The sequence below is a fragment of the Thermobrachium celere DSM 8682 genome, from assembly GCF_000430995.1.
Lineage (GTDB): Bacteria > Bacillota > Clostridia > Clostridiales > Caloramatoraceae > Thermobrachium > Thermobrachium celere.
This window is the reverse complement of the sequence record NZ_HF952018.1, coordinates 1,105,691-1,122,366: the sequence shown is the minus strand read 5'-3', so window position 1 is coordinate 1,122,366 and position 16,676 is coordinate 1,105,691. Positions and strand designations below refer to the sequence as shown.

Below are 16,676 nucleotides of genomic sequence, written 5' to 3'. Positions count from 1 at the left end.
CTGATTAGATGTTTGAAGAAAGACTCAAAAGTTTACCAGAGCAACCTGGGGTTTATTTAATGAAGAATGAATTAGGAGAAATAATATATGTAGGTAAGGCAGTAAATCTTAAGAATAGAGTAAAACAGTACTTTAAGAGCAGTAATCATCCCCCTAAAGTTAGGGCTATGGTATCTAATGTATCAGATTTTGAGTATATAATAACAAACTCAGAATTAGAAGCATTAATATTAGAATGTAATCTTATAAAAAAATATAAACCTAAATATAATATATTGCTAAAGGATGATAAACAGTATCCGTACATTAAGGTTACATTAAATGAGGAATATCCACGTGTTTTAATAACTAGAAGATATGAAAGAGATGGAGCAAAATATTTTGGACCATATACAGATACTTCTGCTGTTAGAGAAACGATTAACTTGATAAGAAAGCTATTTAAAATAAGAACTTGTAGAAAGAATTTAAAATATGGAGTAGAAGTAGATAGACCTTGCTTAAATTATCATATAAATAAATGTTTAGCACCTTGTACAGGTAAAGTTGATCCTGAGGATTACAAGCAATTTATTGATGATGTTTTAAGACTTCTGCAGGGAAAGTATGATGAATTAATTAAAAATCTAGAAGAGAAGATGTATTTAGAATCAAGTAGATTAAATTTTGAAAAGGCAGCAGAATATAGAGATCAAATAAATTCTATAAAAAAGATACAGGAAAAGCAGAGGATTATTTCAAGCTATCTAGACGATGAAGATGTTATAGCCTTTGCAAAGGATGATGAAGGAGTTTCATTTGAAGTATTTTTTATTAGAAATGGAAAATTAATAGGTCGAGAAAATTTTTATTTTGATGATGTAGATGAAGATGCTTTATCTCAATTCTTAGTTCAATTTTATGAAGAACGGGAATTTATTCCTAAAGAAATATTGTTATCTAGTGAGTTACCAGAGATTAATATAATAGAATCCTATTTATCAAATAAAAAGGGAAGTAAGGTAGCAATTAAAGTACCAAAAAGAGGAGAAAAAAGTGAAATTGTTGAGCTTGCAAGGAAGAATGCGTTTGAAACATTGAAGAATATAAGAAATAAACTTCAAGAAGAAAAACTAAAGACAGAGTTTGTACTTCATGAATTAAAGAGGACATTAAATCTAGAAAATTTACCAAATAGAATTGAAGCCTACGATATATCAAACATACAAGGAACAGATAGTGTTGGTGGAATGGTGGTCTATGAAAATGCTAAACCTAATAAGAAACAGTATAGAAGGTTTAAAATAAAGACAATAGTAGGTTCTGATGATTTTAATAGCATGGCAGAGATAGTTGAAAGAAGATTTTCAAGGGGACTAGAAGAAATAAAAGTACTACTTGAAGAAGGTAAAAATATTTCTGAAGGAAAATTTTCAAGTTTTCCAGATTTAATATTAGTAGATGGCGGAGAGCTTCAAGTAAATGCTGTTAAAAGGGTTGTTAACTCTTTTGGTCTAGCTATACCAATATGTGGAATGGTAAAGGACGATAGGCATAAAACAAAATCATTGTTTTATGAGGGAAGAGAAATTATATTAGATAAGCATTCTTATTTATATAGATTTATTGCTTCTATACAAGAGGAAGTTCATAGGTTTGCTATAAGTTACCATAGGGGATTGAAAAATAAAAATACGCTTTCTTCAGTTTTAGATGACATACCTAATGTAGGTAAAAAAAGAAAATTAGCATTGCTTAAACACTTTAATAGCATTGATGAAATTAAAAATGCGTCTATTGATAAACTATTAGAAGTAGAGGGTATAAATGAAAAGGCAGCATTATCTATTTTTAACTATTTTCATAATGAATAACTTTAATATTTTTTAACAATATTGTATAATATTAATTAAATTTATAAGGCTTAGGAGTGATATACTAATGAAAATATTAGTGGATACACATACTCATACAATTGCAAGTGGGCATGCTTATAGTACACTTTTAGAAAATTGCATGGAAGCAAGTAGAAAGGGGTTAAAATTAATTGCCCTAACTGATCATGGACCAGCTATGCCTGGAGGACCTCATATTTTTTATTTTGGAAACCTAAAGGCTGTTCCGACTGAAATACATGGAGTTGAGGTTTTAAGAGGTGTAGAGGCGAACATTATTGATTATGATGGAAGATTAGATTTAGATGAGGATAGATTAAAGAGATTAGATATTGTTGTTGCTAGTTTACATGATGTATGTATAACACCAGGAAGCAAAAAAGATAATACAAGGGCAATTATTGGTGCAATTAAAAGTGGATTAGTTGATATTATAGCACATCCAGGCAACCCTGCATTTGAAATTGATAAAAAAGAAGTTTTGAAAGCTGCAAAGGATTATAATGTGCTTATTGAAATAAACAACAGTTCTTTAGGAATATCAAGACCAGGTAGTTATCAAAATTGCAGTGAAATAGCAAGGTTGGCTGTTGAAATGGGTAATTTATTAACTTTAGGAAGTGATGCACATATATGCTATCATATTGGAGAATTTAATGAGGCTTTAAAAATGCTAAAGGAATGTGGTGTTACAGAGGAGAATATAATAAGTACTGATCCAGAAGGTTTGAAAAGGTTTTTAAAAATTAGACGTAATTTTTAGAGGGTTAAACCCTCTTTTTATTTGTATATTGCATAAAAAAGTAACATTATGCTTGATTTATGCATTATTTATATATATACTAAAAATTGCTTAATCATTAAAAAGGAGTTGAAATGATGAATTTAGATGAACTTAAAATAAATTTAAAAACCTTTTTAGATGAAGATGAATTGAAATTTAATGAACCAATGAAGAATCACACCTCTTTTAAGGTTGGAGGACCATGTGATATAATGGTTATTCCAAAATCAAAAGATAATTTGATTAAATCATTAGAACTGATTAAGAAATACAATGTTCCATATTTTATAATGGGAAAGGGTAGTAATTTAATTGTTAAAGATGGAGGTTTTAGAGGAGTAATTCTAAAATTAACAGGATTGGATTATATATTAGTAAGGGAGAATAAAATAATTGCTGGAGGGGGTGCTTCTCTCTCAAATACCGCAAGGGAGGCCCTACTAAATTCACTAAAAGGAATGGAATTTGCCTCTGGAATTCCAGGTACGGTTGGAGGTGCCGTTGCGATGAATGCAGGGGCATACGGAGGCGAAATTAAGGATATAATTGAGTGGGCTGAATGTGTTGATGAAAATTTAAATCTAATTAAATTAACTAGAGAAGAGTTAAATTTATCATATAGGCATAGTAGGGTTCAAGATGAAAACCTTGTGGTAGTTGAGGCGTGTTTTAACTTAGAAAAGGGAAATTACGATGAGATAAGAGGTTGTATGGAGGAACTAAATAGACGCAGATTAGAAAAACAACCTTTAAATTATCCAAGTGCAGGAAGTACATTTAAGAGGCCTCCAGGATATTTTGCAGGTAAATTAATAGAAGACGCAGGACTTAAAGGGTATAGATTTGGAGGAGCAATGGTATCTGAAAAACATGCAGGATTTGTTATAAATTATGACAATGCAACTGCAAAGGATGTATTAGAAGTTATAAAACATGTACAAAAAACCGTATATGAGAAGTTTGGAGTAACCCTAGAAACCGAAGTAAAAATAATAGGCGAGGATTAATCCTTGCCTATTATTTTTTATTATTTATAAAAATTTTTATTAATTAAATCCTTGGCTTAAACATAATTATATATTGAATTTTAAATTTTTATAATAAATCATATTACATATTAAAGAAAATTCAAAATATTAAAAATATAATATTGAGAAAAAAATAAAATAAAGTTATTATATAAATAGGCAGTCTTATTTTAAAGGAGGGGGTAACATGAAAATAAGAGAAGCTATAAAAGGGGTAAGACCATATCAGGCTGGTAAGCCAATAAGTGAAGTTAAAAGACAGCTTGGACTGGATGATATAATAAAATTAGCTTCTAATGAAAATCCATATGGGTGTTCAGAAAAAGTTAGACAAGCCATGATTTCGGCTGTAGATTCAATCAATTTATATCCAGATGCGTCAAATTATGAACTTAAGAAAGCACTTGCTGATTATCTTGGGGTAAAAACTTCCATGATTTTTTGTGGAACAGGTTCTGATCTTTTGATAAGGGTATTGTGTAGTATATTTATAGATAAAGATGATGAGATAATAATGGGGGATATATCATTTCAAAGATATGAAGACTCTGCCAAAATAATGGGTGGAAAAGTTGTTAAAATCAAAATGAAAAATCATAGATTAGATGTGGAAGGAATGGTCAATGCAGTTAATGATAGAACAAAAATTGTTTGGTTTGCAACACCAAATAATCCAACTGGAACCATTGTAAAAAAAGATGAACTCTTATGGGCATTAGATAATATACCCAAGGATGTGTTAGTAGTTATAGATGAAGCATATAAAGAATATGTAACAGATGAAGATTATCCTGATACAATTCCATTGCTTAATAAATATAATAATATAGTAATATTAAGAACCTTTTCTAAGGCTTATGGACTTGCAGGTTTAAGATTAGGATATGGAATAGCTAATGAAGAGATAACTCAATATATGAACTCTGTTATTGGACCTTTTGATACAAATTTAATTGCTCAGGAGGCAGGTATTGCTGCACTAAAGGATGAGGAGTTTTTAAAATTCATTGTTGAAAAGAATGACGAGGGACGTAAATACTACTATAAAGAATTTGACAGATTAGGGTTAAATTATATAGAGAGTCAAGCTAATTTTGTTATGGTAGATACAGGAAAAGATGACATGGATGTTTTCAATAAGCTTTTAAGAAAAGGTGTTATTGTAAGACCAGGATCTTTATTTGATATGCCTGGATGGTTGAGAGTTACTGTGGGTACTATGGAACAATGTCAGAGATTTGTAAAATCATTAGAGGAAATATTAAGGGGCGAATAATCGCCCCATTTTTATCATTTAATGAAGTTGGCAAATGTTGTAATGATTATAGAGTTTGTAAAATCAATTAAGAATGCCCCTACAATTGGTATAACAAAAAATGCTCTAGGTGCTGGTCCATATTTTTCACAGATGGCATTCATATTAGCCATAGCGTTAGGTGTAGCACCCATTCCAAATCCACAACAACCAGCTGACATAACTGCTGCATCGTAGTCCTTGCCGTTAAATCTAAATACAATGAAATATGCAAAAATTGTCATAAGTACTGTTTGTGCAATAAGTATTATAAGCATTGGACCTGCTACTTCTTTTAGTTCCCAGAGTTTAAGTCCAATTAAAGCCATTGAAAGAAATACATTTAATCCAATTGATCCTAATATATCAGCACATTTTTGATTTATATGATACTTACCTGTTGATTCACCAATGTTTAATATGATGGCAGCAATAATCATTGCATTTATGTAAGAAGGTAAAGTGATGTTTTTGCTTTTAAACCATAGTTCAAGAACAGCACCTAATGACATTGATATTATAATTATTGTAAAAGTTTTAAACATTTCTTCATAAGTTATTGTTTCATCAGTTAGTGCAATTTCATCAATATAATCTGATACATTAGATTTTAGATTATATTTTTCAATTAATTTTTTACCTATAGGACCGCCAATTAAACTTCCAGTTACTAGGCCAAAGGTGGCAGCTGCCATTGCTGCAGTTACTGCACCATTAAAACCATAGGATTTTTCAAATAATTCTCCAAAGGCTGCACCTGTTCCATGACCTCCTACCATTGTAACTGAACCTGCAATTAGACCTAGAAGTGGATTTGTTCCAATTGCCTTTGCAATAAGTACACCTATTAAATCTTGCATGATTACAAGTAACACTGTACATAGGAAAAATATTAATACAGATAGGCCACCTTTTTTTAATAATTTAAGGCTAGCAGTTAACCCTATTGTTGTAAAGAAAACTAGCATAAATGGTTTTTGAAGTGTAGTGTCTAAAGTTATTTTTAAAATACCATTTTCTCTTAAAATTAAATTTAAGATTGCAAACAATAATCCACCAACCACAGGGGCAGGTATACAGAATTTTTCAAGTACATTTACTTTTGAGCGTATAAATACTCCAAGATAATAAACTACAACGGCAAGTCCTACAGTTTGAATCATGTCAAGTTTTAGTTCCAAAATAATCCTCCCCCTTTTTGTTAAAAAATATGACATACATTTTAAAAATTACAAGAAAATTCGTAAAAAGTCAATTGTTTTTTTAAGAATATTTAAAAATATTGTTTTAAAATAAAGAAAAAATAAATTAATAAGCATTAAAAACTTGATAAATATGTATTAAAGTATTATAATACTAATATACCCCATACAGGTATAAGGAGGAGAGAATATGAAAAAAGCTTACGTTGATCCACAAAAGTGTGATAGATCACCATTTTGTCCAGCTAAAAGGGTATGTCCAGTTGGAGCAATAACTCAAGAAAGATCAGGATTTTTTGGCGGTGGTGTTTCAAAGGTTGACGAAGAAAAGTGTATTGGATGTGGCAAGTGTGTAAACTTTTGCCCAGCAGGGGCTATAAGAATGAAGTAGGGCTGTCTTCCTACTTATTTTTATATTTGTTAAATCTTAAATTGAATTTTTGTCTATAAAAGTATGTCCTCTTAAGATTAGGAGGACATACTTTATATATGATTAAAATTTTTCTTTTATATGTTGTATTACATGTTGCAATTCATTTTCAAATTTAATTGACTTGATTTTAGGATATGATTTAATAAGCAATTTTTGTTTAAAACTTAATCTATTTAATATTTTATTTTTTAAGTAGATTAAATTTTCAATTCTACCCTCTAGATTATTTTCTAGTTTAATCATTTCATTGCGCATTTCAATAGTATTTTTTATTTCATCAAGTATTTCCTTTAATTCTATAAATATTGATTTTAATTCTATAAGGCTGTTTATAGTGTATAGAGTATCCATTATAAATATAACAAGGATTATATTGTAAACTATTTCCCCATATTTTTGATTTATAGTAGTTATAATTTTAGAAACATTAGGATGTATTAATTTTATGAAAACTAATGAAAATGCTCCCCAATATATTGAAAATTTTAGGCAAATGTATCCCTTTATATTATATTTTTCGTTTGAATAATCCCACCATTTTGTATGAAAAAATAGTTCAAGTAAGTAACCTGTAATGTATTCAATAATGCTTGCGATTAATGAACCTATAATGAATATTAAAAGAGGGTTTTTGTATTTCCCCAGAGTAATAATTAAAATTACAGCAGAAAAACCATATATTGGACAAATAGGACCATATAAGAATCCTCTATTAATAAAGCGTTTATCTTTATAAATATGATATAATACTTCTATGATCCAACCTAAGAATGAATAAAAAATAAAACATAAAAATAGATAGTGATATCTTTCCAAATATATCCCCCCTTAAATTATAGTATAAAATTATATGTAACTTACAAATTAATTATACCACATAGTATAAATTATTAATGAGGTGAAAAACATGGATTTATTTGACATGATAAATAAACAAGAAAATAAACCTTTAGCAGAACGTATGAGACCACAAACACTTGATGAATTTGTTGGTCAAAAGCACATACTAGATAAAAATAAAATGCTCTATAGAGCTATTATTACTGATAATTTGTCTTCAGTTATATTTTATGGTCCACCTGGTACGGGTAAAACTACTCTTGCAATGATAATAGCTAATACTACAAAGGCAGAATTTAAACAGATAAATGCAGTTTCTTCAGGAGTCTCTGATATTAAAAGGATTGTCGAAGAAGCACAAAACAATTTAAAGTTTAACTCTAAAAAGACTATTTTATTTATTGATGAAATACATAGATTTAATAAATTACAACAGGATGCACTTCTTCCATATGTAGAAAGAGGAATTATAACATTAATTGGTGCTACAACAGAAAACCCTTATTTTGAGGTTAATAAAGCACTTCTTTCTAGGTCAATGATTTTTGAGTTAAAGGAATTGAGTACAGAGGAAGTTAAAGAAGTTTTGATAAGAGCATTAAAAAGTCCAAAGGGATTAGGAAATTTAAATGTTGAGATTGAAGATGAGGCTTTAGAGTATATAGCTATAAATTCTTCTGGTGATGTAAGGAAAGCCTTAAATGCTTTAGAGATGGCGGTTAAAACTTCAAAACAGATTGATGGAAAAATCAAAGTTACAATAGAGGATGCATATGAATGCATTCAAAAAAGAATTATTTTATATGATAAGAATGGAGATTACCATTATGATATTGTTTCAGCATTTATTAAAAGTATGCGTGGAACAGATCCAGATGCTGCTATTTATTATTTAGCTAAATTAATTGAGGCTGGAGAGGATCCAATGTTTATTGCAAGAAGAGTAATGATATGTGCAAGTGAAGATGTAGGAAATGCTGATCCAATGGCTCTTGTTATTGCAACAAGTGCTGCAAATGCAGTTAATATGGTTGGGTATCCTGAAGCTAGAATTATTTTAGCACAGGCTGTTTCTTACGTTGCATGTGCTCCAAAAAGTAATGCTTGTTATTTGGCAATAGATAAAGCAATTGAAGATGTTAGAACTAATAAAGATTCTGGAGTGCCTGCATATTTGAAGGACGCTCACTATAAGGGGGCAAAGGAATTAAATAGAGGTATAGGATATAAATATCCACATGACTACAATGGATATGTAAAGCAGGACTATTTACCTAAATCACATTTAGGTAAAAGGTACTACATACCAAAAAATATTGGATTTGAGTCTAAAATAAGGGAAAGACTAAACAAATTAAAGGAAATTAATGAATAAATTAGTGAGCCTTAATAAATAATAGATTATGAAATAATATATTTAAGTTTTTGAAAATATAAAGTTGACAAAATTACTCTACTATGATAATCTGAAGATGAAATTCATATTATTTTACTCGGAATTAAATTAGAGGTGATTAATTTGAAGTTATCAACTAGGGGTCGGTATGGAGTTAAGGCTATGTTTGAGCTTGCATTAAACTATGGCAATGAGCCTTTATCGATAAAGACTATTTCAGAAAGACAAAATATTTCAGAATATTATCTTGAGCAACTTTTTAGTGCTCTAAGAAAGGCAGGATTAATACAGAGTGTTAGAGGGGCTCAAGGAGGATATATTTTAAGTAGGCCACCATCACAAATTACTGTAGCGGATATATTAGATGTTTTAGAGGGGCCAATTGAAATATCAGAATGTATTGATGATGAGGTTAACTGTTCAAGAGTTGATTATTGTGCTACAAGGCTTTTATGGATAAAGATTAGGGATAGTGTAAATCAAGTTACTCGCTCAATAACACTTGAGGATATGGTAAACGACTATAAATCCATGAATGTAATTACATCAATAAAAAGGGGAGAATAACAATGGAAAAAAGATTTGTATATATGGATCATGCAGCAACAACTTATACAAAACCAGAAGTATTAGAGGCAATGATGCCATATTTTACTGAACAATTTGGAAATGCTTCATCAATTTATACCTTTGGAAGAAGATCAAAAGCAGCTATAGAGGAAGCAAGAGAAAAAGTTGCTAAAGCTTTAAATGCTCTACCAGATGAAATATACTTTACAGGTGGAGGTTCTGAAGCTGATAACTGGGCAATTAAAGGTGTAGCCTTTGCTAATAGAGATAAAGGTAATCATATAATAACAACAAAGATTGAACATCATGCCGTACTTCATACATGTGAATATTTAGAAAAACAAGGATTTGAAGTAACTTATCTTGATGTAGATGAATATGGAATGATAAATCTTGAAGATTTAAAGAAGGCAATAACTGATAAAACTATATTAATAACAATAATGTTTGCTAATAATGAAATAGGAACTATACAGCCTATAGCTGAAATAGGTAAGATTGCTAGAGAGAGAGGAATTTATTTCCATACAGATGCAGTTCAGGCAGTTGGAAATGTAAATATAGATGTTAAAGAAATGAATATAGACTTACTTTCACTTGCTGCCCACAAGTTCTATGGACCAAAGGGTGTAGGTGCTCTATATATCAGAAAAGGAGTAAAAATAGATAACTTAATACATGGTGGAGGCCAAGAGAGAAAAAGAAGAGCAGGTACAGAAAATTTACCTGGTATTGTTGGATTAGGTAAGGCAATAGAACTTGCTACATCAAATATTGAAGAACACAATAGAAAAATAAAGTCAATGAGAGATAGACTACTAAATGGTATTATGGAAAAAATACCATATACAAAGCTAAATGGACATCCAGAAAAAAGACTACCAGGTAATATAAATGTAAGTTTTCAATTTATAGAAGGTGAATCATTGCTTTTATTATTAGATCATTATGGAATATGTGCTTCAACAGGAAGTGCTTGTTCTTCAGGATCGCTTGATCCTTCTCATGTACTTATGGCAATTGGTTTACCACATGAAATTGCACATGGATCTTTAAGACTTAGTCTTGGAGATTTAAATAAAGAAGAAGATGTAGATTATGTTTTAGAAGTATTACCACAGATAGTTCAAAGGTTAAGAGATATGTCACCATTATATGAATCATTTATAAAAGAAGGGGGAAAATAATATGTACAGTGATAAAGTAATGGACCATTTTATGAATCCAAGAAATGTAGGTGAAATTGAAAATCCAGATGGAGTAGGAGAAGTAGGAAACGCTAAATGTGGAGATATAATGAAGATTTATATAAAGGTTGAAAACAATAGAATAGTAGATGTAAAGTTTAAAACATTTGGCTGTGGTTCAGCTATAGCTTCAAGCTCAATGGCAACTGAATTAATTAAGGGAAAGACTTTAGAGGAAGCATGGGAACTTACAAATGTAGCAGTTGCAGAGGCACTAGATGGACTACCACCAGCTAAAATGCATTGCTCAGTTTTAGCTGAACAGGCTATCCATAAGGCAATAAATGATTATAGAATAAAAAATGGACTAGAACCATGGGAAGACAGATTTACAGACGATGACGACCATCATCATGAGTGATAAGTAGGTGAATATATGAAGGAAAAGGTTGTTATAGGAATGAGCGGCGGAGTTGATAGCTCCGTCGCTGCATATTTACTAAAAGAGCAAGGATATGATGTGGTTGGTATAACTATGGAAGTTATACCAAGAAATTTAGAATTTGAAGAGAGAGAGGGCGGATGCTGTTCTCTTTCAGCTGTAAATGACGCAACTAGAGTAGCTGCAAAGCTTGATATACCATATTATGTTTTAAATTTTAAAGATGTTTTTGAATCTAAGGTGATTAATTATTTTATTGATGAATATCTAGCAGGGAAAACTCCTAACCCATGTATTGCATGTAACAAATATATAAAATTTGATGAGTTTTTAAAAAGGGCAAAAGTATTAGGTGCTAAGTATATAGCAACTGGACATTATGCTATTATAGAAAAAGATAATAAAACAGGAAGATATCTTCTTAAAAGATCAAAGGATGAAAAGAAGGACCAAACATATGTATTATACAACATGACACAATATCAATTAGCACATACCCTAATGCCACTTGGTGGATATACTAAGGATAAAGTTAGAGAAATAGCAAGAGAGATAGGACTCCCAGTTGCTAATAAAAAGGATAGTGAAGAAATTTGTTTTGTCCCAGATAATGATTATGCCAGATTTATAAAAGAAAGAAGGCCTGAGGAGATTAAACCAGGTTATTTTGTAGATGTAAATGGAAATAAGTTAGGAAAACATAAAGGTATAATTCATTATACAATAGGTCAAAGGAAGGGGCTTGGTTTATCTTTAGGAAAGCCAGTTTATGTAATTGACATAATACCAGAAAAGAACCTAGTTGTTGTAGGTGACGAAAAAGATATATTTAAAGACACACTATATGCAGAAGATGTTAATTTTATACCTTTTGAAAAATTAGAAGGAGAAATGAAGGTAACAGCAAAGATAAGATATTCAGCAAAAGAAGCTGATGCAACAATCATGCCTTATAAAAATGGTGTTCTTGTAAAATTTGAAACTCCACAAAGAGCTATAACAAAAGGGCAGTCAGTTGTGTTTTATGACGGTGATATTGTAGTAGGTGGTGGAATTATAAAATAGGAGCTGATTCAATCAGCTCCTATTTATTTTTAAGAATTTTTTTAGCTATTTTGCAAAAAATATCTAAGAAGGAGGTGTTATAATATGATAAAACTAACTGATGTACTAAACAAAAAAGTTGTAGGATATTCAGGAGATGATTATGGAAAAATAATTGATGTTCTATTTGATAACAGAAGAATTAAGATAATAGGATATATTTTATCAAAAAGAAAGGGTTTATTTAATTGTTTTTATATTATTACTCCAAAGCAAATAAATATAGTTTCAGATGTTATTATAATATCAAATTTAGATAAAGACTATAATAAGATAAAATATAGATTTTTAAAAAAGTTAAGCTTATCTGATAGATTAGGTAATAATGTTTTTTCTAAAGATGCTAAATTTATGGGAATTTTAAAGGATGTAATATTTGATGAATACTCAGGAGAAATTAAAGCTCTTTGTATTTCAAATGGAATGTTAAACGATTTAATTACTGGAAGAAATATTATATTGGTTGATAAAGAGACAAGATTTAAATCTAAATTTATAGTTGTAAATGATGATGTAAAGATATTAAATAAAGCTTCTTTAAAGAAACTTTTAAGGTAGTGTTGTAATTATGACAAAAAGTAAAATAATTTTAGTTTATACGTTTTTTATTATATTTTTTATATTTATTTTATTCTTAATAAAAGACTTTATATCGCCTTTACTAATATCCTTTATTTTTGCTTATATACTTACACCTCTTAAAAAGCATTTAGAAAAAAGGGGATTTTCTTCTAAACTTTCAGCAATAATTTCGATTATATTTATTCTCGTTGTATTCATATTTATATTTTTTATAATTATTCCAAGTATTATCAAAGAGGTATTTGTAATAGCTTCTAGTATAGATATAATAGAGGAATCATTAAGACCATATTTTTTATTTTATGATAAGTTGCCTGCCTATATTAAAGGTAATTTAGATGTAGTTTTAGGTAAATTAAAGAGTACATCAACGATTTATATTAATAGACTTTTTGTTAATACAATTTTGATATCTAAAAAAATGACTTTATATTTACTGACTCCTATTTTTACATACTATTTTTTAATTGATTCTGCTTATTTTAAAAAGCAATTAATGAATATAATTCCTTTTAAATTAAGGGATATAGTTTTTGATGTTGCAAGAGAAATAGATGAAGTAATAGGTAATTATATTAGAGGTCAGTTAATTTTGTCATTTATTATATCACTATTTACTTTTATAGGGCTTGTTTTGCTTAGAATAAGATTTCCATTGTTTATAGCAGTTATTAATGGTCTAACTAATATAATACCATACTTTGGTCCAGTGCTTGGATTTGTTCCAGCTTTTTTAATAGCATTAACACAATCTATAAATAAAGCTGTTGCTGTATCAATATTCTTTTTCGTACTTCAGGAGATTGAAAGCAGCATAGTTGCACCAAAAATTTTAGGAGATAGTTTAGGAATACATCCAGTTTATGTTATAATTATACTATTGGTAGGAGGTAAATTTTTTGGCGGAATTGGACTTTTGTTGGCAGTACCTATTGCAGGAATTATAAAAGTAACATATAATTATTTAATGAAAAAAATATTTTAAAGGCTATGAAGGGAAGGAGTACATATCCATTCTGTTTCAGAGAGAAGGTGGCTGGTGCGAACCTTTACAGATAGATATGGAAGCAGTCCCAAAGCTGTGTGCTGAAAGTAAAGTAGGCATTACCGTTGGCTTGCGTTAAGGCCTAGAGTGACCAAGTTGGTAATTAGGGTGGTACCGCGGAAGTGATCTTTCGTCCCTAGATTTTAGGGATGAAGGATTTTTTTTTAAATAGAATATTAAGTTAATTGTATTGTAGAGTTATTATTATATACATAGGAGGGTGATAAAATGAACTACATGGGTTTAAATGAAATTAGAGAAAAATACCTGTCCTTTTTTGAAAGTAAGGGGCATTTAAGATTACCAAGCTTTTCACTTGTTCCACAAAATGATAAAAGCCTTTTACTAATAAATGCAGGTATGGCACCATTAAAGCCATATTTTACAGGTCAAGAAGTTCCACCAAGAAAAAGAGTAACAACATGTCAAAAATGTATTAGAACAGGCGATATAGAAAGAGTCGGTAAAACTGCAAGACATGGTACTTTCTTTGAAATGTTAGGTAATTTCTCTTTTGGTGATTATTTTAAAGAAGAAGCTACTGCTTGGGCGTGGGAATTTGCAACAGAAGTATTAAAGCTTCCTAAGGACAGATTATATGTATCTATTTATGAAGAGGATGACGAAGCCTTTGAAATATGGACTAAAAAAGTAGGGGTTCCTGCTGACAGAATTTACAGAATGGGAAAAGAGGATAACTTCTGGGAAATAGGACAAGGTCCATGTGGACCATGTTCAGAGCTATACTTCGATAGAGGAGAAGACAAGGGTTGTGGTAAACCAGATTGTAAAGTAGGATGTGATTGTGATAGATTTATAGAGTTTTGGAATTTAGTTTTTACTCAATTTAATAAAGAAGAAGATGGTACATATTCTAGACTTGAAAATCCAAATATAGATACAGGAATGGGACTTGAAAGAATAGCAACAATTATGCAGGGTGTTGATTCAATATTTGAAGTTGATACAATAAAAGCTATTCTTGATAAAGTATGTGAAGTAGCAAATTATAAATACAATACTGATGAAGCAAAGGATGTATCTGTAAGAGTAATAACAGATCATATAAGAAGTGTAACCTTTATGGTTAGTGATGGTATATTACCTTCAAATGAGGGACGTGGCTATGTTTTAAGAAGACTTTTAAGAAGAGCAGCAAGGCATGGAAAATTATTAGGAATTAATAAAGCATTTTTATACAATATTTGTGATGTTGTAATTGAAAATTCAAAAACAGCATATCCAGAACTAGAAGAAAAAAGAGACTTTATTAAAAAGGTTATAAAACTTGAAGAGGAAAGATTTGATGAAACAATAGATCAAGGTTTAAGTATATTAAATCAATATATAGAAGAATTAAAAGCACAAAATAAGAATGTTTTAGATGGAGAAAGCGCATTTAAATTATATGATACATATGGTTTCCCAATAGAATTAACAATAGAAATATTAGATGAACATAATATAAAGGTTGATATGCAGGGCTTTGAAAAAGAAATGGAGGCTCAAAAAGAAAGGGCACGTTCTGCAAGAGAAGAAACAAATTATATGGGAACAGATATAGATATTTATGCTACTTTACCAGCAGAATTGACTACTGAATTTGTAGGTTATACAAGTACAGAAGGAAATGGAGAAGTACTTTATATTGTAAAGGATGGTAACTTTACTGATAATGCAGTAGAGGGAGATGAAGTAACATTAATTTTAGATAAGACAACATTCTATCCTGAAATGGGTGGACAAATAGGAGATACAGGTTTTATATTAGGAGAAGGTTTTGAAATTGAAGTTCTAGATTGTAAGAAGACTCATAATAATAAAATAATACATGTATGTAAAGTAACAAGGGGCGAAGTTAGAAAGGGTTCATTAGTAACAACTAAGGTAAATGTATCCAGAAGAATGAGCATTGCAAGAAATCATACAGCAACCCACCTATTACATAAGGCATTAAGAGAAATTCTAGGAACACATGTTGAACAATCAGGTTCACTTGTTGCAGATGACAGATTAAGATTTGACTTTACACATTTTGAAGCTCTATCTCATGAAGAACTGCACAAGGTTGAACAACTTGTAAATGAAAAGATACTAGAGGCTTTAAATGTTGAAACAATTGAGACTTCTCTAGAAGAGGCTAAAAAGATGGGTGCTACAGCTCTATTTGGTGAAAAATATGGAAGCACAGTAAGAGTAGTAAGAGCAGGTAATTTTAGCATGGAACTCTGTGGAGGTACACATGTATCAAATACATCATCAATTGGAATGTTTAAAATAGTTTCAGAGGGGGGTGTAGCTGCTGGTATAAGAAGAATTGAGGCAGTTACAGGTAAAGGCGCAATTGATTATGTAAATAACATAGAATTAACATTAAATGAAGTTGCAAAGGCTTTAAAAACAACAAATAAAGAGATAGTTAGAAAGGCAGAAGCGTTAGTAAATGAGCTTAAGGGAAAAGAGAGAGAGATTGAAGCTCTAAAGAGCAAAATGGCAAATAGTATGTCTGATGAAATAGTAAATTCAGCTAAGGATATCAATGGTGTTAAGGTAGCAGTAGCAAAGGTTGATTTAGATGCTGACGGATTAAGAACGCTTGGAGATAGGTTAAAGGAAAAATTAGGAACGTGTGTAATTGTTCTAGGAAGTAATAAAGAAGGTAAAGTTGTATTTGTTTCTATGGCAAGCAAAGACGCTGTTCAAAAGGGTGCACATGCAGGAAACATTATAAAAGAAGTAGCAAAAGTAGCTGGTGGCGGTGGAGGCGGAAGACCAGATATTGCACAAGCAGGTGGTCGTGATGCTTCAAAGATTGATGAGGCGTTAAATAAAGCATTTGAGATTGTTGAAACAATGATAAAATAATGGTATATTATGTATAAGAATAAACAAAGG

At 30.3% G+C, this 16,676-nt stretch carries 15 protein-coding genes and 1 other annotated feature; of the genes, 13 read left to right on the top strand and 2 right to left on the bottom strand.

Annotated elements, in window-relative coordinates; all coding sequences use genetic code 11:
- Positions 1-8: 8 nt before the first annotated feature.
- From uvrC to hisC, 4 genes are all read left to right on the top strand, one after another.
- Positions 9-1,853: an excinuclease ABC subunit UvrC gene (gene uvrC / locus TCEL_RS06090; RefSeq protein WP_018662202.1), complete on the top strand. Its 1,845-nt coding sequence runs from the start codon at positions 9-11 to the stop codon at positions 1,851-1,853.
- Between the two features lie 67 nt (positions 1,854-1,920).
- Entirely contained in the window at positions 1,921-2,637 is a 717-nt protein-coding gene (locus tag TCEL_RS06085; RefSeq protein WP_018662200.1) for a phosphatase, read from the top strand.
- Positions 2,638-2,750: 113 nt separating this feature from the next.
- Positions 2,751-3,665, top strand: coding sequence for a UDP-N-acetylmuramate dehydrogenase (gene murB / locus TCEL_RS06080; RefSeq protein ID WP_018662198.1), 915 nt, complete (start codon positions 2,751-2,753; stop codon positions 3,663-3,665).
- A 208-nt stretch (positions 3,666-3,873) separates the two neighbouring features.
- Positions 3,874-4,962: a histidinol-phosphate transaminase gene (gene hisC / locus TCEL_RS06075; protein ID WP_018662196.1), complete on the top strand. Its 1,089-nt coding sequence runs from the start codon at positions 3,874-3,876 to the stop codon at positions 4,960-4,962.
- A 14-nt stretch (positions 4,963-4,976) separates the two neighbouring features.
- Here hisC and gltS read toward each other — a convergent pair whose 3' ends face one another.
- On the bottom strand, positions 4,977-6,161 hold the full coding sequence (gene gltS, locus TCEL_RS06070) for a sodium/glutamate symporter (protein ID WP_018662193.1): 1,185 nt from the start codon (positions 6,159-6,161) through the stop codon (positions 4,977-4,979).
- A 211-nt stretch (positions 6,162-6,372) separates the two neighbouring features.
- Between gltS and TCEL_RS06065 the strand changes: the two genes are divergently transcribed.
- Positions 6,373-6,573 carry a 4Fe-4S binding protein gene (locus TCEL_RS06065; protein ID WP_018662191.1) on the top strand — a complete coding sequence of 67 codons (201 nt, stop codon included), beginning with the start codon at positions 6,373-6,375 and terminating at the stop codon, positions 6,571-6,573.
- A gap of 102 nt (positions 6,574-6,675) precedes the next feature.
- Here the strand turns inward: TCEL_RS06065 and TCEL_RS06060 are convergent, their stop codons facing one another.
- Positions 6,676-7,431, bottom strand: a complete 756-nt coding sequence (locus tag TCEL_RS06060; RefSeq protein ID WP_018662189.1) for a putative ABC transporter permease — start codon at positions 7,429-7,431, stop codon at positions 6,676-6,678.
- 91 nt (positions 7,432-7,522) lie between these two features.
- On the opposite strand from TCEL_RS06060, the gene TCEL_RS06055 reads away from it, so the two are divergent.
- From TCEL_RS06055 to alaS, 8 genes are all read left to right on the top strand, one after another.
- On the top strand, positions 7,523-8,830 hold the full coding sequence (locus TCEL_RS06055; protein ID WP_018662188.1) for a replication-associated recombination protein A: 1,308 nt from the start codon (positions 7,523-7,525) through the stop codon (positions 8,828-8,830).
- A 144-nt stretch (positions 8,831-8,974) separates the two neighbouring features.
- A complete protein-coding gene (locus TCEL_RS06050) occupies positions 8,975-9,418 on the top strand; it encodes an RrF2 family transcriptional regulator (RefSeq protein ID WP_018662187.1) in 444 nt (147 codons plus the stop codon).
- Between the two features lie 2 nt (positions 9,419-9,420).
- Positions 9,421-10,608 (top strand): cysteine desulfurase NifS, encoded by a 1,188-nt coding sequence (gene nifS / locus TCEL_RS06045; RefSeq protein WP_018662185.1) that lies wholly within the window; start codon positions 9,421-9,423, stop codon positions 10,606-10,608.
- 1 nt (position 10,609) lies between these two features.
- On the top strand, positions 10,610-11,029 hold the full coding sequence (gene nifU / locus TCEL_RS06040) for a Fe-S cluster assembly scaffold protein NifU (RefSeq protein WP_018662183.1): 420 nt from the start codon (positions 10,610-10,612) through the stop codon (positions 11,027-11,029).
- A gap of 15 nt (positions 11,030-11,044) precedes the next feature.
- Positions 11,045-12,115 carry a tRNA 2-thiouridine(34) synthase MnmA gene (mnmA, locus tag TCEL_RS06035; protein ID WP_018662182.1) on the top strand — a complete coding sequence of 357 codons (1,071 nt, stop codon included), beginning with the start codon at positions 11,045-11,047 and terminating at the stop codon, positions 12,113-12,115.
- An 84-nt stretch (positions 12,116-12,199) separates the two neighbouring features.
- Positions 12,200-12,712: a PRC-barrel domain-containing protein gene (locus tag TCEL_RS06030; RefSeq protein ID WP_018662179.1), complete on the top strand. Its 513-nt coding sequence runs from the start codon at positions 12,200-12,202 to the stop codon at positions 12,710-12,712.
- 10 nt (positions 12,713-12,722) lie between these two features.
- Positions 12,723-13,721: an AI-2E family transporter gene (locus TCEL_RS06025; protein WP_040683756.1), complete on the top strand. Its 999-nt coding sequence runs from the start codon at positions 12,723-12,725 to the stop codon at positions 13,719-13,721.
- Positions 13,718-13,922, top strand: a binding site (T-box leader). It overlaps the preceding gene by 4 nt.
- Positions 13,923-14,009: 87 nt before the next feature.
- Positions 14,010-16,646 (top strand): alanine--tRNA ligase, encoded by a 2,637-nt coding sequence (gene alaS / locus TCEL_RS06020; protein ID WP_018662171.1) that lies wholly within the window; start codon positions 14,010-14,012, stop codon positions 16,644-16,646.
- The last annotated feature ends 30 nt before the right edge of the window (positions 16,647-16,676 follow it).

What these genes read in the sequence shown, in the direction of transcription:
- uvrC (WP_018662202.1), top strand. Translation starts at nt 9, where the DNA reads ATGTTTGAAGAAAGACTCAAAAGTTTACCAGAGCAACCTGGGGTTTAT.
- TCEL_RS06085 (WP_018662200.1), top strand. Translation starts at nt 1,921, where the DNA reads ATGAAAATATTAGTGGATACACATACTCATACAATTGCAAGTGGGCAT.
- murB (WP_018662198.1), top strand. Translation starts at nt 2,751, where the DNA reads ATGATGAATTTAGATGAACTTAAAATAAATTTAAAAACCTTTTTAGAT.
- hisC (WP_018662196.1), top strand. Translation starts at nt 3,874, where the DNA reads ATGAAAATAAGAGAAGCTATAAAAGGGGTAAGACCATATCAGGCTGGT.
- TCEL_RS06065 (WP_018662191.1), top strand. Translation starts at nt 6,373, where the DNA reads ATGAAAAAAGCTTACGTTGATCCACAAAAGTGTGATAGATCACCATTT.
- TCEL_RS06055 (WP_018662188.1), top strand. Translation starts at nt 7,523, where the DNA reads ATGGATTTATTTGACATGATAAATAAACAAGAAAATAAACCTTTAGCA.
- nifS (WP_018662185.1), top strand. Translation starts at nt 9,421, where the DNA reads ATGGAAAAAAGATTTGTATATATGGATCATGCAGCAACAACTTATACA.
- nifU (WP_018662183.1), top strand. Translation starts at nt 10,610, where the DNA reads ATGTACAGTGATAAAGTAATGGACCATTTTATGAATCCAAGAAATGTA.
- mnmA (WP_018662182.1), top strand. Translation starts at nt 11,045, where the DNA reads ATGAAGGAAAAGGTTGTTATAGGAATGAGCGGCGGAGTTGATAGCTCC.
- TCEL_RS06030 (WP_018662179.1), top strand. Translation starts at nt 12,200, where the DNA reads ATGATAAAACTAACTGATGTACTAAACAAAAAAGTTGTAGGATATTCA.
- TCEL_RS06025 (WP_040683756.1), top strand. Translation starts at nt 12,723, where the DNA reads ATGACAAAAAGTAAAATAATTTTAGTTTATACGTTTTTTATTATATTT.
- alaS (WP_018662171.1), top strand. Translation starts at nt 14,010, where the DNA reads ATGAACTACATGGGTTTAAATGAAATTAGAGAAAAATACCTGTCCTTT.